Here is a 20744-nt window from a genome sequence, read left to right on the forward strand (position 1 = left end):
ATGCGGCTCGACATCGAGGGCGTCACGGTCGAGGCCGCCGGGGCGCGGCTGGTCGACGACATCCGGCTCGCCGTGGACAGCGGTACGTTCGTCGGGCTCGTCGGCCCGAACGGCAGCGGCAAGTCCACGCTGCTGCGCTGTGTGTACCGGGCGCTGCGTCCGGCCGCGGGCGTGGTGCGGCTGGACGGGGACGACGCGCACGCCATGCCGCCCCGCGCCGCCGCCCGGGTGCTGGCCGCGCTGCCGCAGGAGTCGTCGGCCGAGTTCGACTTCACCGTCGCCGAGGTCGTGGCCATGGGGCGGCTGCCGCACCGGGACCGTACGGCCGCCTCCGACCGGGAGATCTGCGTCGCGGCCATGGACCGCACCGGCGTCGCCCACCTCGCCGACCGCGGGTTCCTCGCCCTGTCCGGCGGCGAGAAGCAGCGCGTGCTCATCGCCCGCGCGCTCGCCCAGCAACCGCGGGTGCTCGTCCTGGACGAACCCACCAACCACCTCGACATCGCCCACCAGTTGGACGTGCTGTCCCTGGTGCGCACCAGCGGCCTGACCGTGCTGGCCGCCCTGCACGACCTCAACCTGGCCGCCGCCCACTGCGACGTCCTGTACGTCATCGCCGACGGCCGTGTCGTCGCGTCGGGCACGCCGCTCGACGTCCTGAGACCCGACCTGCTCGCCGAGGTGTTCGGGGTCCGTGCCCATCCGGTACGGCACCCGGAGACCGGCGCGGTCCAGCTCCTGTTCGACCTCCTCCCCCAAGGACCCACATGCGCAAGCTCCTAGCCACCGCCCTCTGCCTCGCCGCGACGGTCACCGCGACCGGCTGCGGCGCCACGGTGGAGAAGTCGACGGACGCCAAATCGGCCACGGTCGCGCTCACCAACTGCGGGCGCAAGGTCACCTACGACCAGGTCCCCGAGCGCGTGGTCACCAACGACGTCGGCATCACCGAGCTGATGTTCGCCCTCGGACTGGAGGACCGCATGGCCGGGTTCGCCATGCCGGACGACAAGGGCGACCTGACCGACGTCCCCTGGAAGGACGGCTACGACAAGGTCAAGTGGCTCTCCAAGGACCAGCTCACCAAGGAGAACGTCCTCGACGCCCGCGCCGACCTCGTCTTCGCGGGCTGGAACTACGGCTTCCGCGAGGACGGCGGTTTCACCCCCGACGCCCTGAACAAGCTCGGCATCCCCTCGTACGTCCTCACCGAGTCCTGCCGCAACGGCCGTACGGAGACCTCGCGCGGCATCATGCCGCCGCTGGACGCCCTGTACGCCGACCTCACCAACCTCGGGAAGCTGTTCGGCGTGGAGCAGCGGGCCGCCACGCTGATCGCCGACTTCAAGAAGCAGGTCGCGCAGGTGAAGGCGAAGGCCCCCACGGGTGCCGACCGGCCCAAGGTGTTCCTGTACGACAGCGGCCAGGACCAGCCGTTCACCTCCGGCCGTTACGCCGCCCCCGAGCAGATCATCAGCGAGGCAGGCGGCGTCAACGTCATGCACGACGTCGAGGACTCCTGGACCACCGCCGGCTGGGAGAGCGTCGTGGAGCGGGACCCGGAGGTCATCGTGATCTGCGACTACGGCGATGTGAGCGCCGAGGAGAAGAAGAAGTTCCTGCTCTCCTACGCGCCCCTGCGGAACGTCTCCGCCGTCAAGCACAAGCGGATCTTCGTCCTCGACTACGTCGACCTGGTCGAGAGCCCCCGCAACCCGTCGGCGATCGCCCGCCTGGGCGGCTATCTTCGGGCGGTGGCCGCCGAGCGCTGACCGCCTGCATCCGACCGCTCGAAGTGGCTCGGCCTGCCGTCGCGATGGACGAGGCGGCCGAGCTGCTGCGCCGTGGCGCGCGGCATGAGGGTCCAGGTGCCGTCGGGCTCGCGCAGGGCGGCGGAGTGCCAGGGGGTGGTCCAGGCGTCGGGGGCGTCGAGGAGCCGGATGCCGAACTTGGCGGCGCCGGCCGGCTGCGGGTGGATCGACAGGCGTACGGCACGCGGGTGGTGGTCGGCGATGAGGGCGCCCCAGGCTCGGCTGCGCTGGATGACGCCGTACGCCCGTCTGCGGCACTCGCGTTGGAGCGCCGAGCGGGTGCCGTGGAAGTCGGCGGTGTCCTCGACGAGGAAACGGGTGATGCCCCGGTACAGCGCGAGGGTGGGGGCGTCGGTGCGGACCTCGGCGCGCAGGGCGTCCAGGGTGGGGGCGTAGCGGTCGTGGACGTGGGCGCGTTTGGCGTCGTGGGGGAGGTCGCCGAGGACGTCGCGCAGGTCGAAGACGGAGAGGCGGTGCAGGCCCGATTCCCGTATGAGCGCGCGCAGTTCGTCGGCGTAGGCGTCTATGTGGGCGTCGGGGACGCGGATCAGGTCGCCGAAGACATGGCCGTCGGAGCAGATGACGACGCGGGCGCCGGGCGGATGGATCCGTGCGATTTCCGTGCACAGAGTGTCCAGGAAGGCAAGGGAGAGGCGTTCGCCCATGTCGGGGAGGTGGCCCAGGGTCTTGGCCGGGTTGGGCGACTTGCAGGGGAAGCCGGGCAGGGTGAAGACGATGGGGGCGCCTTCGCGGACGAAGTCGGTGATCGGGCGCAGTTGCCGGGGGAACGCCTCCGCCGCGGCCCGGGCCCGGTCGGTCGTGCGGTGGTGCGGCAGGAGCAGGTTCAGGATCTGCGCGGCGGCGGTGGTGGGCAGGGGCGGGGTGTCCGGTGCCGTCGTCAGGAGCATGTCTTTCCTCCAGGGGTGTGCGGGCAGGCCGGCATGGCGCCTTGGCGGGCAAGGCGCTGTCGGCCGGGCCGGTGGGATCAGCCGGTCACGGTCAGGCGGGAGATCGGCCGCTCGGGCGGTGGATCAGCCGCTCGTCGGTCTCGCAGCCATCGGTCGCGCAGCCGTCGGTCTCACAACACTCGGTCGTAGCCGACGGGCAGGTGGTTCGTGCCGCGGCCGAGGACTGCCGGGATCCACTCGATGTCCTCGTCCCGGATGGCGAGGTGCAGGCCGGGCAGGCGCGTGAGCAGGGTGCCCAAGGCGATCTGGAGTTCGGCGCGGGCGAGGGCGGCGCCGGGGCAGAAGTGGATGCCGTGACCGAAGGCGAGGTGGGGGTTGGGGCTGCGGTCGAGGTCGAGGGTGTCGGGATCGGAGAAGCGGCGCGGGTCCCGATTGGCGGCGCAGAGGGAGACGATCACGGAGTCGCCGGCCGGGACCTCGGTGCCGTGCAGGTCGCTGTCCTGGTCGAAGAAGCGCCAGGTGGTCAGCTCGAAGGCGCTGTCGTAGCGCAGGAGTTCCTCGACCGCGCGGGGCAGCAGGCCGGGGTCGTCGCGCAGGCGGGCGAGCTGGTCGGGGTGGCGGAAGAGGGCGATCAGGGCGGTCGTGATCTGGTTCGTGACCGGTTCCTGGCCCGCCACCAGCAGCTGGAAGATCATCGAGTCCACTTCCGCCCGGGACAGCTCGCCCCGGTCACGGGCCGCGACGAGGCGGCTCAGCAGATCGTCGTCCCCGTGCTCGCGTTTGTGGGCGACGACCTCGGCGATGTAGCTCTCCAGACCGTGCAGCCGGGCTTCGTACAGCGGCCTGCCGGGATCCGTCGGCCCGACCGGCTGTACGACCTTGCCCCAGTCGCGGTCGAAGCGCGCCGCCAACTCACCGGGCAGGCCGATGACTTCGGCGAGGACCTGGCAGGGAAAGCGGGCGGCGAAGCCGCTGACCAGGTCGGCGGGTCCGGCCGCCGGAAGGGCGTCGACCAGCGAGTCGGCCAACTCCTGGAAGCGGGGCCGCAGTTGTTCGACGCGACGCGGGGTGAAGGCGTCCGTCACGAAGCGCCGCATGTCGGTGTGGGTCGGCGGGTCCTGGTGGAGGAGATGGACCTGGAGCCGGGAGTGCTGCGGCTCGGGCATGATCGAGGCGCGGGCGCGCCAGCGGTCGTTGCCCCGGTCGTGGTTCTTGCCGAGGCGGTCGTCGTTGAGGGCGGCGTGGGCGGAGTCGTAGCCGGTGACGAGCCACGCCCGGACTCCGCTGGGGAAGAGGACGGGATGGACCGGGCCGGCCTCGCGCATCCGCTCGTACAGGGGGTAGGGGTTGCTCTTGTACGGGCAGCCCATCAGCGGGACCGGTTCCGGCAGGGTGGCTTCGGCCGCCGTCGTCTCGGGTTCCTGGACAGTCATGAACGGGGCTCCTCAGAGGGCGATTTCTGGCTTGTGGTGGTCCAGCCACAGGGCGAGGTCGACGACGCGTTCGAGGCGCAGGCGGTGGCCCCACTCCAGTCGCTCGGGCGGGGTGTCGAGGCAGGGCTTGACGCGGGTCTCGTCGGCCAGCGCCCGGACCTGCTCGACGGACAGCGCGTCGCGGGCCATGTCCTGCAGGCCGCGGTTGTAGTCGGGGTGGTGGGTGGCCGGGTAGTGGTTCTTGGGCCGGTGCAGGACCGATGCGGGAGCCAGCCCGGTTCCGGCGGCGCGCAGCAGGCTCTTCTCGCGGCCGTCGAAGCTCTTCAGCGCCCAGGGCGCGTCGAAGGCGTACTGGACGAGCCGGTGATCGCAGTAGGGGACGCGCACCTCAAGGCCCTGGGCCATGCTCAACCGGTCCTTGCGGTGCAGGAGTTGGCGCAGCCAGCGGGTCAGGGACAGGTGCTGCATCTCGCGCTGCCGGTGCTCGGTGGGGGTCTCGCCGTCGAGGTGGGGTACGGCGGCCAGGGCGCTGCGGTAGGTGTCGTCGCGGAACTCGCCGATGCGCAGGTCGAGTTCGGGGTTGAGCGGCATGGCGGCCTCGTCGCCGGTGACCAGCAGCCAGGGGAAGGTGTCGGCGGCCAGCGCCTTGGGGTTGTGGAACCAGGGGTAGCCGCCGAAGACCTCGTCGGCCGCCTCGCCGGACAGGGCGACGGTGGAATGCCGCCGTATCTCCCCGAACAGCAGATACAGCGAGGTGTCCATGTCACCGACCCCGATCGGCGAGTCGCGGGCGGCGACGACGGCCCTGCGATGCTCGGGGTCGAGCAGGGCACGCGGGTCGAGTACGACCGTGCTGTGGTCGGTGCCGATGAAGGCGCCCGCCTCTGTGGCGTACGGGGTGTCGTGCCCGGTGCGCAGGATGTCGCCGGTGAACTGCTCGGCCTGGTCGCTGTAGTCGACGGCGTAGGAGCGGATGCGGGCGTCCGGGCCCTCGCGCAGGCGGAGTTCGTCGGCGAGCAGGGCGGTCAGGACCGTGGAGTCGATGCCACCGGACAGCAGGCTGCACAGCGGGACGTCGGCCTCCAACTGGCCGCGGGCGGCCCGACCGACCAGGGTCCCGATCCGGTCCACGGTGGCGTCCCGGTCGTCCTCGTGGACACCGGCCTCCAACTGCCAGTAGCGGCGCTCGCGGATGCCGCCCCGGTCCAGGACGAGCAGACCGCCCGGCTCGACCTCGCGTACGCCGGACCACACTGTCGGCCCGGTGTTGAACAGCAGGCTGTACGCCTCCCGCAGCCCGTCCGCGTCCACCCGGGGCCGTATCTCCGGGTGCCGGAAGAGCGCCTTGGGCTCGGAGGCGAAGGCGAGGCCTCCGTCGACGGCCGCCCAGAACAGCGGTTTGACGCCGAGCCGGTCGCGCACCAGCAGCAGCCGCTCCGCACGCTCGTCCCAGACGGCGAACGCGAACATGCCCTCCAGATGGTCGGCGACCGCCTCACCCCACTCGGCGTAGGCCCGCAGGACGACCTCGGTGTCGCTACGGGTACGGAACACATGCCCGCGACCGCGGAGTTCGGCTCGCAGTTCGTGGTGGTTGTAGACCTCGCCGCTGTAGCTCAGGACCAGGGTCGGCGCGTCGGGCCGGTCGGTCATCGGCTGGGCGCCGCCCGCGAGGTCGATGACGGCCAGGCGGCGGTGCCCGATCGCCGCCCGCTCGCCGAGCCACACGCCGTCCGCGTCGGGGCCACGCGGGGCGAGGGTCGCGGTCATGGCCTCGATGACCGGGGCCTGGATGCGGGCGTCGTGGTGGAAGGACGCCCAGCCGGTGATTCCGCACATGGGGACTCCTGGGTCAGGTCGAGACGGTGTCGGTGGTCCGCTCGGGCACGGCGGCGGCCCGTCGGCCGGGCAGCGCGAGCAGAGGTACGGCGAGACAGGCCGACGCGGCGGCCAGAGCCAGCCCCGCTCGCGCTCCGTCGCCGGGCCCGGCCAGGGCCCACACGGCGGTGGCCAGGGCGGGGCCGAGGGTGAAGCCGAGGCTGCGGGCGACCTGCACCGTCGAGCCGACCGTCGCGGTGCGACCCGGTGGGGCGGCGCCCATGAGCAGGGCCTGCGTCGGGCCTCCGTTGAGGCCCATGCCGACGCCGGCCAGCGCCAGCCGCCAGGCCACGTCGGGCGGGGACCAGGCGTCACCCAGCGGGACCAGCAGGAGGAGGCCGGCCGCGGTGAGGACCGCGCCGGTGACCGCGACCCGCCGGAACCCGTACCGGTCGGCGAGCCGACCGCCGAAGGGCCCGGCCAGCCCCATGCCCAGCGGGAAGGCGAGCACGGTCAGCCCGGTCGCGGTGGCGCTGACGCCGTCGTCCCGCTGGAAGTGAAGGGCTACGACGTAGTGCATGGCGGCGAAGCCGGACGCGAGCGCCAGCACCGCACCATGCGCGCGAAAAAGCCTCGCTGCCCGCAGGACTCCGGTCACCGGACGGCCGCCCGACCCGCGCAGCCACCACCACAACGGCGGTACGGCACCGGCTGCGAGCAGCAGCCACGTCGGTTCCCCGGAACCGAAGGTCAGGGCGAGCAGCAGCGCGGACAGGCCGGCGGCCACCGCGAGCGCGTCACCCAGTGCCCGCCTGCCGGGTCCGCGCAGCGCGCCGTCCCTGGGCATCGCCCGCCACGCCACGGCCAACGCCAGCAGGCAGAACGGGATCTTCACCAGGAACACCCAGCGCCAGCCCAGCTGGTCGAGCAGCAGCCCGCCCACCGCCGGGCCGGTCACCGCGCCCAGCGGGCCGAGCGTCGCCGGGACGCTCATCGCCCGGCCGCGCGCTTCGGGCCGTACGGCGCGGATCACCAGCACCGGCATCAGCACGAACAGCACCGCCGCGCACGCGCCCTGCCCTACTCGGGCCGCGATCAGCCAGGCGGCCCAGGGAGAGAGGGCGGCCAGAGCACTGCACAGCGCGAAACCGGCGGTGGCCGCCGGCAGCGCGTGCCGCGTGCCCGTGCCGTCCAGCCAGCGCCCGACCGGCAACAGCAGGGCGACGACCGGGAGTTGGTACCCCAACGCCGCCCACTGTGCCGTCGCGGCCGAGACGTGCAGGCCCTCGGCGATGTCGGCCAGCGCCACGTTGACGATGTTCATGTCGAGCATCGCCACGAACGACAGCAGGCCCGCCACGGCCACGAGAACCCAGCGGTCCGTCACCCTCGCGCCCCCTCCCCCTCACGACCGGCTGCCGGTCGGCAGCCTCGTTCCAGAGGTCGGGGGCACAGGGGGTCGAGTTCCCGAACATGGCCGGAAATATGATGAAACGCGGAATGGGCCTGCGTACGGCCCTCTACGGCCCTTCTACAGCGGTCAGGCCGACACGATGCCGTCCAGCTTCCCGGACTTGGCCTCCGCCACCAGCGAGGAGAACTGGTCCGCGCTCATCTGCACCCGTTGCCCGAAGTCGTCCGTGAGGACGACGCGGCGCTCGGCCGGGGCCGCGGGGTCGACGAAGAGTTGCGGACAGCCGCAGTCGCAGTTGCCGCAGAAAGTCGCCACCGGGTCCAGGCCGTTCATACCGTCCACGCCGTCCGTGCCGCCCATGCCTTGGATTTCGCTCATAGTTCACAACCTTCGCGATCGTGGGCGCTCACCGGTGTGACCGCCCGGGACCAGCACCCGAGACGCCGCTCGGGGCCGACATGGGGATACCCGCGCCGTCCGGCCCGTCCACCGGAGACCGATGATCGAAGGCGATCAGCGGGTCGCCGGTCAGCGGATGCTCAGCCACGGCCGCCCGCACACCGAACACCGCGGCCAGCAGGGCGGGTTGGAGCACCTCACGGGGTGGGCCCGAGGCGACCACCCGGCCGCCGTGCAGGACGTGCAGCCGGTCGCAGACGGAGGCGGCGGCGTTGAGGTCGTGCAGCGACACCAGGGTCGTGCGGCGCCGGGTCCGGAGCAGGGCGAGCAGTTCGACCTGGTGGCGGATGTCGAGGTGGTTGGTGGGTTCGTCCAGGACCAGGACGTCCGGCTGCTGGGCGAAGGCGCGGGCCAGCAGTACGCGTTGGCGTTCGCCGCCGGACAGTTCCGTGAAGCGGCGCGCGGTGTGCCCTGCCATGCCGACGTCCGCGAGGGCGCGGGCGACGACGTCCCGGTCGGTGGCGTCCTCCCCGGCGAAGGCCCGCTTGTAGGGCGTACGGCCCATGGCGACGACCTCGCGGACGGTCAGCTCGAAGTCGCCGCCACGCTCCTGTGGGAGGGCGGCGACATGGCGGGCCGACCGGGCCGGGGGAATGTCCCCGATGTCGGCCCCGTCGAGCAGCACCCGTCCGGCGGTCGGCTTCAAGTGCCGGTACACGGTGCGCAGGAGGGTGGACTTGCCGCTGCCGTTCGGACCGACGAGGCCGGTGATCTCCCCTTCGGCCGCGATCAGATGGGCGCCGGCGACGACCGTACGGCCGGCGTACGCGACGTGCAGGTCTTCGATGTCGATCCTCAACGCCCGCTCCCCCAGATCCTCAACGTCCGCTCTCCCAGATCCTCAACTTCCGCTCCCCAGACGCCGGTCGAGCAGATACAGCAGTGCCGGAGCCCCGATGAGCGAGGTGACCACGCCGACCGGCAACTCCTGGGTGTCCATCGCCGTACGGCAGACGATGTCGACGACCACCATCAGCAGCGCCCCGAACAGCGCGGAGACCGGCAGCAGACGCCGGTGGTCGCCGCCGACGACCAGTCGGCAGACGTGCGGCACCATCAGCGCGACGAAGGCGATCGCCCCCGAGACGGCGACCAGGACGCCCGTCAGCACGCTGGTCACCGTGAACAGCTCCCGTCGCAGCCGGGTGACGTCGACACCGAGCCCGGCCGCGGTCTCGTCGCCCATCAGCAGGGCGTTCAGTCCCCGGGCGCGCGCCTGGAGGCACAGCCACCCGGCCGGTACGGCGACCGCGGGGACGGCCAGCAGTTCCCAGTTCGCCCCGCTGAGGCTGCCCATGAGCCAGAACAGCACGCTGTGGGTCTGCTGCTCGTCCCCGGCCCGCAACACCAGGTAGCTGGTGAACCCGGACAGGAACTGCCCGATCGCCACCCCGGCCAGCACCAGCCGCAGCGGCGCGAATCCGCCGCCCCGCCGGGCCACGGCCCACACCAGCGCGAAGGTCGCCAGTGCTCCGACGAAGGCCGCCCCGGACCGCCCGAGCCCCAGGGACCCGCCGGCGCCGAGACCGAGGACGATCGCGGCGACCGCGCCCAGGGAGGCACCGTTGGAGATGCCCAGGAGGTAGGGGTCGGCCAGGGGATTGCGCACCAGTGCCTGCACCGCCGTACCGACGAGTCCGAGCCCGGCGCCGACGAGGGCCGCCAACAGGGCACGCGGGACGCGCAGTTGCCAGACGATCAGGTCGTCGGTGCCGGGGCGCGCGGCCTCGCCGGACAGGCGGCGCCCGACCACGCTCCACACCTCACCGGCCGGGATGGACGTCGAGCCCCAGGACACCGCCGCGGTGAGGGCGGCGAGCAGCGCCAGGGCGAGGGCCAGTGCCAGCGGTCCGGCGGGCACGGAGCGGGTGCGCTCCTGCCGGTCCTGCCGGTCCGACCGGCCCCGCGTCTCCTTCCGGCCTGCCAGGGTGCCGATCATGGTCAGCCGACCTTGCCGGGGTACAGGGTCTTCGCGATCTCCTCGACCGTGTCGGCGTTGGTGACACCGGCGATGGTGGTCCGTTCGGAGCCGATGCGCAGGAAGCGGCCCTCCTCCGCGGCCTTCAGGCCCTTGGTGGCGAGGTTCGACTCCAGCCACCGCTGCGCCTCGTCGAACGCCTTCTCGTTCGCGGCCGCGCTGCCCCGGTCACGCACACCGAGCTGGATCCAGTCCGGGTTCGTGGCGATCACGTCCTCCCAGCCGACCTGCTTGAAGTCGCCGTCACAGTCGGCGAAGACGTTGCGGGCCCCGGCGAGGGTGATGACCGCGTTGGCGACCTGGCGGTTGCAGACGGCCATGGGCTGCTTGGTGCCGGCGTCGTAGTCGAAGAAGAAGTACGTGGGCCGCTCGTCCTCCGGCGTCGCGCCCACCGCCTTCCGGACGGCGTCGACCTTCTTCTTCATCCCGTCGACGAGTTCCTTCGCCTTGGCGCTCGTCCCCGTGACCGCGCCGAGCGAGGTGATGTCGGCCTCGACGGCCGCGAGGTCGGTGACCGGGCCCTTGCTCGTCGCGGCGCAGGCCGTCGACTTCAGGAAGGTGTGCTTGATGCCGGCCGCCTCGAACTCCTCCTCGGTCGGGGCGTCCCCCATTCCGCCGCCCATGTTCATCGAGGCGAAGGTGTCGATGTAGAGGTCGGCGCCGGAGCCGAGCAGCTTCTCCTTGGGGATGACGGTGTCGCTGAGCACCTTCACCCGCTGTGCCTGCGCGTCGAGTTCGCCGGGCAGCGTGCCCTTGCCGGGCGGGAAGCCGGTGCCGATCACCTTGTCCCCGGCGCCCAGCCGGAGCAGCAGTTCCAGACCGGCGGCGTTGCTGGTGACGATGTTCTTCGGGGCGTAGGTGAAGGTGGTCCTGGCGCCCGCGCAGTCGGTGACGGTGACCGGGTACCCCGCGGAGTCGCCCTTGCCGCCCTTGCCGGCGGCGGGGTCCGTCTGGTCCCCGCCCCCGCTGCCGCAGCCCGCCGCCAGCAGGCCGCCGAGCACCGCGGCCGTCGTAGCCCGCCCCACACGAGAACGCATCAAAACTCCCCGAATTCACTGGATGCACGGGGCGGATCTCCGCCGCCCGAACCAGTAGTCGGGGCGAACCCGGCGTCAGTTCCCGGCAGGGGGAACCGACACCGGGTTCCCGGTCAGGCGGCCACGGCTACCGGTTCGGCCACGGTCACCGGGTCCGCCTCGGCCTCGGCCAGCAGTTCGACGAGGGTCGCCCGGGCGCGGGCCACGCGCGAACGGACCGTCCCGACGGGGCAGTCGCTCACCTCGGCCGCCTCCGCGTAGGGCAGGCCCGCCAGCTGGGTCAGGACGAACGCCTCGCGCCGCTCGTCGGGCAGCGCGTCCAGCAGGTCGAGCAGGGCGATGCCGTCGTCGAAGCCGGGCAGTCCGGTCGGCTGGGCACGTTCCGCCAGTACCGTCCAGTCGTCGGTGTCGGACAGCCGGGGCCGGGCGGCCGCGTAGCGGTGGCTGTCGATCACCGCGCGGCGCGCGATGGACAGCAGCCACGCGCGCGCCGACGAACGGCCCTCGAACCGGTGCAGGCTGCCGAGCGCCCGCAGGAACGTGTCCTGCGCGAGGTCGTCGGCGGCCTGCGGATCGGCGGACAGATGGGCCACATAGCGCACGACGTCGCGGTGCAGCGACCGAACGAAACGGTCGGTCGCGTCCGGGTCGCCGCCGCGGGCGGCGAGTGCCCAGGCGGTCGTGGACTCGTCGCACGAGGCCGTTCTGGAGGGGGTGGTCGGGTGGGAGGTGTTGTCCGCCTTCGTGTGCCTCACGCGTACGGCGCGCGAGGAGGGCAGGGCAGGAGTGATCACCTGAGTCCTTCTCGAGTAGTCCGGGCTCCGGTACGGCGAAGGGCACAGCGGCGGGCACGAAGGCGTCACCGCCGGGCACCAAGGCACGTGAGAGGTACGGGCACGCCGTACCGGAGGAGTCCGGGGTTGCGGGAAACGGCCGTACGGCAGGTACGGCCGAGGCCCGAGGCACGGTCGGCGTCGACGACGCGACAGCCGTGTCCGTACGGCCTCGGGGAACCGGCTGTCTCAGACGACAGCGATCCCCGTGGGAGGCCCCCGAGAGGTGATCGTGTGGACGAGCGGCAGCAGCCGCGGCGCCCGGTCGGAACGAGCGCGCGGCGGACGCAGACGCGGGCGGTACGGCGGCGCAGGCAGGGTGAGCGACAGCCGCAGCGGCGCGGCCAGCCATCCGGCGACGGCCCGCAGGATGCGGAACGCCGCACGCTCACCATGGCCCAGCCACAGGCCGCACAGCAGCGCGGCAAGCGTGTGGGCGGCGAGCATGCCGAAGGAGGACATGCCGGCCATGTCGTGGCCCATGTCCATGGGGCCTACGGACATGTGGCCCGCAGACATGTGGCTTGAGGACATGTGGTCTGCGGACATGTCGCTCATGCCCGTGTTGCCCATGTCCATGGAGCCCATGTGCGTCGAGCCCATGGTGTTGGGGCCCATGTGCGCGGACGTGGAGCCCATGTCGTGCCCGGCGGCCATACCCCCAGGGGCCAGGGACTGCGCGTACTCGAACGCGGCGTGCAGTCCGCCCTGGGCGACGACCACGACGGACACGACCAGCGCAAGCCCGCGCTCCCGGCCGGCCAGGCACCAGCCCGCGCCGCCCGTGAGGAGGGCACCGGCCGCCAGCGTCCACCACGGGACCGCGGCGCCCGACATCAGGATGTGGCCGAGGGCAGCGAGCAGCACACAGACGGCCGCGAACATCGCGGCCCGTACCGTGCGCACACCCCACCCAGCAGTCATGACGGCCCTCATCCTCGCATCCTGGGCCCGCTCGTCACGGGTGGGTACGCACAACACCCCCACCCCGCACTCAAGCCCAGAAGAGTGATACAGGACACACGGCCACGAGGGAACCGGGCACGCACGCAGACCGACTGGTAGAGGTGAGGGGTCGACCAAGGGTGCGGGGCCGCCTTACGAGTCCTCAGCCATCGCCGGGGCGGACCACCACCGCCGACACCTCGACCCGCCCGCCGTGCTCGAAGTGCAGCGTGAACGGGACGAGGTCCCCCTCCCGCCACCCCGGCTTCGCCCGCAGCGTCACGTCCAGCCCGAACGGGGACATGGCGAGGCCGCCGCCGGCGGGGACCGGAGCCGAGTCGACCGTCTCCGCGTACGCCATACGGCCGCTGGTCATGCGATGCCTGCTGAGCGTCCCCTCACCGCCCACGGCGGACGACGTCACCTTCACGAGCCGGTCGTCCGCGCCCCCGGTGTTGGTGATCCGGAAGAACGCGGCGGATTCACGGACGTCCCCGTACGGCAGAAAGACCCGCCCCTCGGTGACCGCGATCCGCGGCGGGCTGCCCGCCGCCCCCGAGTTCACCCAGGTGGTCAGGCCGCCCAGGGCGACACTGCACGCGGCGATGGGGGCGAGTGCCGCGAGCAGGCCGTCGGAGATGCGGCGGCGGGTCGGGCGCCAGGGGCGGGGCTCGGGCGGATGACCGGACGTGCGCTCGGAGGTCTGCGCGGCCACGGGTATGTTCATCGGTCACTGCCTCCAGCACCCACGGGCTTCCGGTCCCGGCCCGCTCCATGCCCACGGCCCGCTCCGTGCTCACGACCCCGGGCAGGCCCCGGCTGCCACGCCCGCAGCCGCAGGCTGTTGCCCACCACGAGCAGCGAGCTCACCGACATGGCAACGGCGGCCACCATCGGGTTGAGCAGGCCGACCATGGCGAGCGGCACGGTCACCGCGTTGTAGCCGAAGGCCCACAGCAGGTTGGCGCGGATCGTGCCCAGCGTGCGCCGGGCGAGCCGTACGGCGTCCCCGAGGGCTTCGATGTCGCCGCGTACCAGGGTCACGTCGGCGGCCCCGATGGCGACGTCCGTGCCGGTGCCCATGGCGATGCCGAGGTCGGCTCCGGCGAGCGCGGCCGCGTCGTTGACACCGTCGCCGACGGCCGCGACCCGGCGGCCCTGCTCCCTCAGCTCCCGTACGAGGTCGGCCTTGTCCTCGGGGGTGCAGCGCGCGTGCACCTCCTCGATGCCGAGCGCGGAGGCGACAGCCCTGGCCGGTGCCTCGCGGTCGCCGGTTGCGAGCACCGGTTGCACGCCGAGGCGCCGCAGCCTGTCCACGGCCCGGTAGCTGCCCGGACGTACGACGTCGCCGATCTCGATCAGCGCCTCCGTCGCCCCGTCGACCCGCACGAGCACCGGCGTGTGCGCGGCGGCCTCCGCCACCGGCAGCGCGTCCGCCAGTGCCGTGGGCAACTCGTCGTCCGGCGCGAGGACTTCGACCAGCCTTCCCTCGACCTGGCCGCGCACGCCCCTGCCCGCCTCCGCGCGGAAGTCGCGCACCTCGGGCAACGGCCCTTGCAGGGTCCTGCGGGCGTACGCGACGACCGCGCGGCCCAGCGGATGTTCGGAGCCCTGCTCCACCGCCCCGGCAAGCCGCAGCACGGCCTCCTTGCCGAGCCCGCCGGGCACGGCCGTGACGCGGGCGACGCTCATGTGCCCGGAGGTGAGGGTGCCGGTCTTGTCGAGGACTACGGTGTCGATGTGCTGGAGCCCCTCCAGGGCCTGCGGGCCCCGGACCAGGACGCCGAGCTGGGCACCGCGTCCGGTGGCGGCCATCAGCGCGGTCGGGGTCGCCAGGCCCAGCGCACAGGGGCAGGCCACGACCAGGACGGCCACGCACGCGGTGATCGCCGCCTGCGGATCCGCCCCGGCCCCGAGCCAGAACCCGAGCACGGTGACGGCCAGCGCCAGCACCACGGGCACGAACACCCCGGCCACGGCATCGGCCAGCCGCTGCGCCCGCGCCTTCCCGGCCTGAGCCTCCGTCACCAGCCTTGTGATGCACGCTAGTTGGGTGTCGGCGCCCACGGCCGTGGCCCGGACGAGCAGCAGCCCACCCGCGTTGACGGCACCGCCCACGACGGCCGAACCCGGCCCGACCTCGACGGGTTCGCTCTCGCCGGTGACGAGCGACAGGTCCACGGCGGAGTTGCCCTCCACCACTGTTCCGTCGGTGGCCACCCGCTCGCCGGGCCGTACGACGAAGACCTGCCCGGTCGCCAACTCCTCGATCGGGACCAGGCGTTCGATGCCGTGCTCGTCGCGCACCGACACTTCCTTGGTGGCCAGGTGGGCCAGTGAGCGCAGTGCCGCGCCGGTGCCGTGCCGGGCCCGTGCCTCCAGGAAGCGGCCGGCCAGCACGAACAGCGGGACGCCGACCGCCGCTTCGAGGTACAGGTGCGCCACGCCGTCCGAGGCCGACGTCAGCAGGCTGAACGGCATCCGCATCCCGGGCGCGCCCGCGCCGCCCAGGAACAGGGCGTAGGCCGACCAGGCGAAGGACGCCACGACTCCCAGGGAGACCAGCGTGTCCATGGTCGCCGTCGAGTGCCGCAGCCCGCGCAGCGCCCGCACATGGAACGGCCAGGCACTCCACACGGCGACCGGCGCGGCCAGTACGAAGCACAGCCACTGCCAGTTGCGGAACTGCCAGGCGGGCACCATCGACAGCACGAGCACCGGCACCGCGAGCAGCGCGGTGACCAGCAGCCGGGCGCGCTCCTGTCGGACATCGTCGGACTCCTGCCGGAGGTCCTCGGACTCCTGTCCGCCCGCAGGCTCCCGCTTCTTCGGCGGCTCCGGCAACGCGGCCGTGTATCCGGCCTGTTCGACCGTCGCCACCAGTTCCTCGGGGCGGACGTCCGGCGGATGGCTCACCCGGGCGCGGCCGGTGGCCAGATTGACCGTCGCGGTGACGCCCTCCAGCTTGGCGAGCTTCTTCTCCACTCGCCGCACGCAGGCCGCACAGGTCATTCCGCCCACGGTCAGGTCCGTGGTGGTCAACGGGAGTGACGGTTCGATGGCCATCAGCCGCCGCTCCCGTGCCGCATGTCCATGTCCCCCATGTCCCCGGTGTTCATGCCGCCCCCGCCCCCGTCACCGCTCGTTCCGGAGCGGTGCATGCCGGGCGCGACGGGACCGGCGGCGGTCCCGACGACGTACGACACCGTGAAGACGAGGGCGAGCAGCAGCAGAAACCCGCAGAGGGCGGGCGGCACAAGTGGGGGTTGTTTCATCGACGGCCTCCTGACGCACGTACCGCTTCAGGAGTCGGGCGCGAGGGGCGCGGAGTTCCCGGCCCCTCCCCTCGGCGGGAGATCCCGGCCGTCGTCCTACGAAGCCGCGCCGCGACGGCTCCTGAACCACCAGACCCCGGCACCGAGCACGACGACGGCCGCGCCGATGCCGATCGGCAAGGCCACCGGCATGCCGTCGTCGTCGCCGTCCGTGGTGTCCGCCGCGACCTGCGAGGCCTGCGCCGAGGGAGTCGACGGCGCGCTGGTCGAGGGCGCCGCCGTCGTCGGTTCCTCGGTGGGCGTGGGGCTCACGGCCTTCGCGCCGGGGGCGGCGGCCTTCAGTTCGAGCTGCGGCGCGGGGTGGCCGTGCCCGTGGCCGTCGCCGGCGCTCTCCTCGTCCAGTTCGATCCAGCGGTCCACCTGGCCGTCGCTGTACGTCTGCAGGGTCTTGAAGACGAGCGTCCTGGTGTCGGGCAACTGCCGTACGGTGACGACGTACTCGGCGTCCTCCCCGACCGCGAGCTTCGACCCGGACACGGTGTAGCCGCGCTCGGTGGGGACGAGCTTCCAGCCCTTGGGGCCTTCCTTGTAGGTGATGTCGGCCGGGGTGACGCCCTCGGGCAGGATCACCTCCAGCTTGCTGATCCCGGCGGTAGCGGACTCCGACTCCGCGGTGAAGGTCAGCGCGACGTTCTGGTCGAGCGCCCGGGCGCCCTCCGCCTCGACCTCGGCGTGCGCCGCGGCGGGTCCCGGGAAGGCTACGGCGGCCGCGAACGCGAACGCGGTGAGGGCGCCGGTGCGGCGCAGGCTGCGGGACAGGGTGGGGCGGGGCACGTGTGACTCCCTCGTACCGGTGATGTGGTCGCTGCATTCAAGCGCAGGGGACTCCGCAAGGCGAGGGGCTCTTGTGGACGCGAAGGTTCATCGCGAGGGCTCCTCGGCCTCGCGCGGGCGGCGCAGGCAGGAGGCGACCACCACGAACGGCCAGAAGGACTGAAGGGCCGTCACCAGGCGTTCGGCGGCTCCGTCGGCACCGTCGTAGTGCATCTCCATCATGAACCAGGCCGCGCTGACGAACATCAGGGCGGTCGCGGTGAAGGAAGGCATGGGCCGCAGTCCCCAGGGTGCCGCGCCACGGCGGTCGGCGGCCAGGACCGGCCACACCGCCAGCAGCGTGAAGCCGACCACGACCGCCGAACCATGGCGCAGGGACCCTCCGCTGCTCGGCGGCGGGAGCAGGGCGACCACGAACGCGGCCACTCCTCCCGCGCCCAGAGCCACCCGGCCGGGCAGGGCGGCCGGACGCAGGCCCAGGGCGGTGATCATGTGGCAGACGCCCAGGGCGGCCAGCGCCGCGGTCATCACCCAGAATCCCGCGGCGCCGGAGGCCGCCAGGGCGCTGATCGGCTGCGTGGCGGGGTCGTAGGCGGGCCCTTCGAGCAGCGCCGCGATCGTCCAGCCGGCGATCAGCACGGCAGGTGCACATCCCGACGACAGCAAGGCCCATCTTGGGACAGATTGCATCATGACACCGTAAAACGCCCCCTCGATCCCTTCCGCCCCGCACACGCCGCGTCGTCAGGCCACCGCGAGCACGGCTGAACGCGGGGGGAAGGCGATCACGAACGCGCTCGACGGCCAGTAGCCTGCCTCGGGTGAAGGTGGGCACCTCGGAGACCCGGCTCGTCGTCCTTCGGGGGAACTCCGCGTCCGGGAAGTCTTCCGTCGCGGCCGGGATCCGTGAGCGCTTCGGCCGTGGCCTGGCTCTGGTCGGCCAGGACAACCTGCGCAGGATCGTGCTGCGCGAGCGCGACCGGCCGGGTGGCGCGAACATCGGCCTCATCGACACCGTCGCCCGCCATTCGGAGCTGCGGGAGTGGTACCGGCGGCTCGATCTGCTGCCCGGTGGTGTCGAGACCGTCGTATGTGCGCAGAGCGGGCTGGACGACACGGTGGACCGGATCATGCGTGAAACCGGGTTGGCCGTGCTGCCCGCCCGGGAGCACTGAAGGGCAGCCGGGCCGGTCCAGCCCGTGGCCCTCGGGCGCCTGGGAGTGGGCGGCCAGGAACGGGCACACGATGCCGACGGCCCCTCTGGTTCCGGCTCCGGCACCGCTGGGGAACGGTCGTGCGGGAATCGAATAAATCGGCCTGAATCGCCAGGCTGCGCCAGAGTGCGCCACCCCTTCCGGCACATAGAAATATCCACCAGCATGAAGGGCCCTGCACGGGACGGCAGGGCAGAGAGTGCTGGGGGTTGGACATGCAGCGCACCATGGGGAAGGCCGTCGAGTGGCTTGCCGCGGCCGCTACGGATCCTCGCTCGTGCAAGCGGCAGTGGGACCAGGGCGCGGACGCGGTCCTGCTGGAGGCCGGGCGGCTGTGGGACGTGCTCTCCGTTCCCGAACACCTCGGCCTGGGCGCCCTGGATCTCCTCAGACGTTCCCGATTGCGCGCCCCAGGTCCCGTGCTGGTGAACTGCGGGGCGCGCAGAGTCGGTTTCTTCCTCCCGCCCGACCCGGTCACCGAGTGGGTGGGGCCCGGCGTACGTCATGTCGGCAAGGGGTCGTGGGTCGCCGTTCCGCCGCCCGACCGGTCCGCCGGATGGCGCCTTGAGTGGCTGTCGCCGCCCGACGGCACCGGCGCCCTGTACCACCCCGACCTCGTGGAGCTGGCGCTGCGCGAGGCCGGCGGCACCGCTGCCGTCCCGGCGCGCGTCAGTCGGTCGTAGGCGGGGCGGAGACACTGACGCGCCCGCTGGTGCCGCGCCACTCCCACAGTTCCATCGGCCCGGGAAGGCCCCGGGGGACGACGACGGCCGGTACGCGCTCGGTCTCCTCGCCGTGCCCCTCGCCCGCCGGTGCGGCCTCGAGAGCGCCGGCCAGGCCCGTCCATCGGCCGACCGCCCAGGAGGTGACGGAACGGCCGGGGCCGTCGGCCACGGCAACGGAATCCCACCAGGTGTCGCGGCGCCGGGGCACGGCACGGCCGTTGGCCTGCCACTCGGCGACCAGCGCCGCGTAGATCGACGGCTGGGCCCGGACACCGGTGACCGGTACGACGTACGTCACGGGTGCGGCACCGCCTCCGCGGACACGCCGCGCCGACTCAGTGCTGTCCATGCCCGGGCAACGCCGAGGTGTGCGCCGGTGGTACGCGGACCGGCCCCGCTACCACCCAGTCGGGTGAGACGGTCCCCCGGATGGAGCCGTGGTCTGTTCGACCCATTCGTCCACCCACGATCGAGACAGGAGCCGCTTCCATCGACGGACGACAGCACGTTCCCACCTTCGCCGACATCCGCGACGACGCCACCGACACCGACGACGCCACCGACTGCCCGTGGTGCGCGGCCCTGCACGAGGCGAGCCTGCCGTCGCCCGGCCGGCCGCCCATGCCGTCGGGACGACGGCATGACCCGTATGTCTCCGGAGCACAGTACGACGACTGGTGAGGGCCGGGACGCTCACAGTCACCCGTCGAGGTCCCGCTGTGTGCGTGCGTGCAGCTGGGCGGCGAGCACGGCGACGTCGTCCTCGGCATGCCGGGCGTCGAGTCGGGCCAGCACCGTGTCGATGACGTCCTCGACCCCGGCGGTGGCCTCGAACGAGACTCCGGCCAGCCGGTCGAGGGAGTCGTCGATGTCCTCGCCGCGGTGCTCGACGAGCCCGTCCGTGAACAGCACCAGCGTCTTGCCCGGGTCCAGCTCGTAGGTGGCCGGCTCGTAGCCGCCGAGGCCCGTGCCCAGGGGTGGGCCCACCGGCACCGCCAGCAGTGAGGTGCGGCCCCGCGCGTCGATCACGGCCGGGGGCAGGTGGCCGGCGCTGGCGAAGGTCACCTGGCCGCGGTTGGGGTCGACGCGGGCGATGAGACAGGTGGCCGGCCGGCGCTCGGGCTCCGCGGAGGCGCTGTCGTCGAGACGGCGCAGCACGCGGTGCGGCGGCAGGTCCGCGGAGGCGATGGAACGCAGCGAGGAGCGGTACGCGGTCATGTCCACGGCGGCCTCCAGACCGTGCCCCATGACGTCGCCCACGACGAGCAGCGTCCGGCCGAAGTGCAGCCGGACGGTCTCGCACCAGTCGCCTCCGACCAGTGCGCTCTGCCCGACGGGCAGGTAGCGGATGGCCACGTCCAGGTTCGGGTGCGGGCGCCCCGGTTCGGCGAGCAGGGCCCGCTGCAGCTTGCCGACGATGCCCCTGACCCGCTCGTGCTCCTGGGCCTGCCGGATGTGGGAGGCGGCGCGTTCGGCGAGGAGGGCGAGGAGCCCGGTCTCCTCGGGCGTGAACGGCGTTCGCTCGCGGGCGCAGACCAGCCAGCCGTACCGGTGCCGGTCGGTGGCCAGCGGCACGCACAGCGCCGGTCGGGCGCCGCCGGACGCGAGGACAAGGTCCGGGTCCGCTGCCTCGCCCGGGGCGCTCGTCTCCTGTGCCGCTGCCCCGACCCACCGGACGTCGGGCAGCAGCGCCGGGTCACCGTTGACGGTCTCGTACTCCCCGGGCCCGTGCTCCCCGGCCTCATGCTCCCCGGCCCCGCCCCCGGCCCGCAGCACCGCCGCCGTGCCGCCCACCTGTCGGACGGCCTCCCGGGTGAGCTCCGCGCACGTGGCGTTCTCGTCCAGCGTGGTGCCGATCCTGGCCGCCGAGGCACGCAGCGCGGTCAGCCGGGACCGCACCGCGGGGTCCTCCTCGGGACCGCCGCCGGACGCGAGGGGGTCCACCGTCGCGGGCCTGCGAAACGACTGAAACCAGCGCACCACAAGAAACACCCTAGAACGGGGACAAATGAAGGTCTGGCCCGGCGCGCTCCGCCGACGTGGGGGCGCACGCCCTGCAC

The 20744-nt window shown here is 72.8% G+C and carries 22 protein-coding genes; 5 read left to right on the top strand and 17 right to left on the bottom strand.

Going from position 1 to position 20744, the window contains the following annotated elements:
- Both EJ357_RS05720 and EJ357_RS05725 read left to right on the top strand, forming a co-directional pair.
- Positions 1 to 783 carry an ABC transporter ATP-binding protein gene (locus tag EJ357_RS05720; protein ID WP_126389241.1) on the top strand — a complete coding sequence of 261 codons (783 nt, stop codon included), beginning with the start codon at positions 1 to 3 and terminating at the stop codon, positions 781 to 783.
- Entirely contained in the window at positions 768 to 1772 is a 1005-nt protein-coding gene (locus tag EJ357_RS05725; RefSeq protein ID WP_126389243.1) for an ABC transporter substrate-binding protein, read from the top strand. The genes EJ357_RS05720 and EJ357_RS05725 overlap by 16 nt, the downstream gene beginning before the upstream one ends.
- Here the strand turns inward: EJ357_RS05725 and EJ357_RS05730 are convergent.
- The 15 genes from EJ357_RS05730 to EJ357_RS05800 form a co-directional block, all read right to left on the bottom strand.
- A complete protein-coding gene (locus EJ357_RS05730; RefSeq protein WP_126389245.1) occupies positions 1742 to 2719 on the bottom strand; it encodes an L-tyrosine/L-tryptophan isonitrile synthase family protein in 978 nt (325 codons plus the stop codon). The genes EJ357_RS05725 and EJ357_RS05730 overlap by 31 nt on opposite strands.
- Before the next feature lie 170 nt (positions 2720 to 2889).
- Positions 2890 to 4152 (bottom strand): cytochrome P450 family protein, encoded by a 1263-nt coding sequence (locus EJ357_RS05735; RefSeq protein ID WP_126389247.1) that lies wholly within the window; start codon positions 4150 to 4152, stop codon positions 2890 to 2892.
- Positions 4153 to 4164: 12 nt separating this feature from the next.
- Positions 4165 to 5991 carry an asparagine synthase (glutamine-hydrolyzing) gene (gene asnB / locus EJ357_RS05740; protein WP_126389249.1) on the bottom strand — a complete coding sequence of 609 codons (1827 nt, stop codon included), beginning with the start codon at positions 5989 to 5991 and terminating at the stop codon, positions 4165 to 4167.
- 13 nt (positions 5992 to 6004) lie between these two features.
- Positions 6005 to 7357 (bottom strand): MFS transporter, encoded by a 1353-nt coding sequence (locus EJ357_RS05745; protein WP_228472983.1) that lies wholly within the window; start codon positions 7355 to 7357, stop codon positions 6005 to 6007.
- Between the two features lie 153 nt (positions 7358 to 7510).
- Positions 7511 to 7762 carry a hypothetical protein gene (locus EJ357_RS05750; protein WP_228472984.1) on the bottom strand — a complete coding sequence of 84 codons (252 nt, stop codon included), beginning with the start codon at positions 7760 to 7762 and terminating at the stop codon, positions 7511 to 7513.
- 28 nt (positions 7763 to 7790) lie between these two features.
- Complete coding sequence (locus EJ357_RS05755; RefSeq protein ID WP_126389251.1) at positions 7791 to 8642, bottom strand: ABC transporter ATP-binding protein; 852 nt, start codon at positions 8640 to 8642, stop codon at positions 7791 to 7793.
- Between the two features lie 42 nt (positions 8643 to 8684).
- Positions 8685 to 9782 carry a FecCD family ABC transporter permease gene (locus tag EJ357_RS05760; protein WP_228472985.1) on the bottom strand — a complete coding sequence of 366 codons (1098 nt, stop codon included), beginning with the start codon at positions 9780 to 9782 and terminating at the stop codon, positions 8685 to 8687.
- A gap of 2 nt (positions 9783 to 9784) precedes the next feature.
- Entirely contained in the window at positions 9785 to 10858 is a 1074-nt protein-coding gene (locus tag EJ357_RS05765; RefSeq protein ID WP_126389253.1) for an ABC transporter substrate-binding protein, read from the bottom strand.
- Positions 10859 to 10971: 113 nt separating this feature from the next.
- Positions 10972 to 11652 (bottom strand): sigma-70 family RNA polymerase sigma factor, encoded by a 681-nt coding sequence (locus EJ357_RS05770; protein WP_407698467.1) that lies wholly within the window; start codon positions 11650 to 11652, stop codon positions 10972 to 10974.
- Positions 11653 to 11880: 228 nt separating this feature from the next.
- Positions 11881 to 12615, bottom strand: a complete 735-nt coding sequence (locus EJ357_RS05775) for a hypothetical protein (protein ID WP_126389255.1) — start codon at positions 12613 to 12615, stop codon at positions 11881 to 11883.
- A 184-nt stretch (positions 12616 to 12799) separates the two neighbouring features.
- Positions 12800 to 13363 (bottom strand): copper chaperone PCu(A)C, encoded by a 564-nt coding sequence (locus tag EJ357_RS05780; RefSeq protein ID WP_126389257.1) that lies wholly within the window; start codon positions 13361 to 13363, stop codon positions 12800 to 12802.
- Positions 13360 to 15702, bottom strand: coding sequence for a heavy metal translocating P-type ATPase (locus EJ357_RS05785; RefSeq protein WP_228472987.1), 2343 nt, complete (start codon positions 15700 to 15702; stop codon positions 13360 to 13362). The genes EJ357_RS05780 and EJ357_RS05785 overlap by 4 nt, the downstream gene beginning before the upstream one ends.
- The gene (locus tag EJ357_RS05790) at positions 15702 to 15911 is read right to left on the bottom strand and encodes a hypothetical protein (protein WP_126389259.1); all 210 of its coding nucleotides are present in this window, start codon (positions 15909 to 15911) and stop codon (positions 15702 to 15704) included. The genes EJ357_RS05785 and EJ357_RS05790 overlap by 1 nt, the downstream gene beginning before the upstream one ends.
- Positions 15912 to 16007: 96 nt before the next feature.
- Positions 16008 to 16745 (bottom strand): DUF1775 domain-containing protein, encoded by a 738-nt coding sequence (locus tag EJ357_RS05795; RefSeq protein ID WP_126389261.1) that lies wholly within the window; start codon positions 16743 to 16745, stop codon positions 16008 to 16010.
- Positions 16746 to 16832: 87 nt separating this feature from the next.
- Complete coding sequence (locus tag EJ357_RS05800; RefSeq protein ID WP_126389263.1) at positions 16833 to 17435, bottom strand: DUF998 domain-containing protein; 603 nt, start codon at positions 17433 to 17435, stop codon at positions 16833 to 16835.
- 122 nt (positions 17436 to 17557) lie between these two features.
- Between EJ357_RS05800 and EJ357_RS05805 the strand changes: the two genes are divergently transcribed.
- Together EJ357_RS05805 and EJ357_RS05810 are read left to right on the top strand one after the other, a co-directional pair.
- Positions 17558 to 17920 (top strand): P-loop NTPase family protein, encoded by a 363-nt coding sequence (locus EJ357_RS05805; RefSeq protein ID WP_126389265.1) that lies wholly within the window; start codon positions 17558 to 17560, stop codon positions 17918 to 17920.
- Between the two features lie 254 nt (positions 17921 to 18174).
- A complete protein-coding gene (locus EJ357_RS05810) occupies positions 18175 to 18642 on the top strand; it encodes a bifunctional DNA primase/polymerase (protein ID WP_126389267.1) in 468 nt (155 codons plus the stop codon).
- On the opposite strand, the gene EJ357_RS05815 is transcribed toward EJ357_RS05810, so the two are convergent.
- The gene (locus tag EJ357_RS05815) at positions 18629 to 19033 is read right to left on the bottom strand and encodes a hypothetical protein (protein WP_126389269.1); all 405 of its coding nucleotides are present in this window, start codon (positions 19031 to 19033) and stop codon (positions 18629 to 18631) included. The two genes, EJ357_RS05810 and EJ357_RS05815, sit on opposite strands and share 14 nt — an antisense overlap.
- Positions 19034 to 19113: 80 nt before the next feature.
- Here EJ357_RS05815 and EJ357_RS05820 point away from each other — a divergent pair, with 80 nt between their 5' ends.
- A complete protein-coding gene (locus EJ357_RS05820) occupies positions 19114 to 19365 on the top strand; it encodes a hypothetical protein (RefSeq protein WP_126389271.1) in 252 nt (83 codons plus the stop codon).
- Positions 19366 to 19383: 18 nt separating this feature from the next.
- Here the strand turns inward: EJ357_RS05820 and EJ357_RS05825 are convergent, their stop codons facing one another.
- Positions 19384 to 20628 carry a PP2C family protein-serine/threonine phosphatase gene (locus tag EJ357_RS05825; protein ID WP_228472989.1) on the bottom strand — a complete coding sequence of 415 codons (1245 nt, stop codon included), beginning with the start codon at positions 20626 to 20628 and terminating at the stop codon, positions 19384 to 19386.
- Between the last annotated feature and the right edge of the window lie 116 nt (positions 20629 to 20744).

This window comes from Streptomyces cyaneochromogenes (assembly GCF_003963535.1).
In the GTDB taxonomy this organism is placed as follows: domain Bacteria; phylum Actinomycetota; class Actinomycetes; order Streptomycetales; family Streptomycetaceae; genus Streptomyces; species Streptomyces shaanxiensis.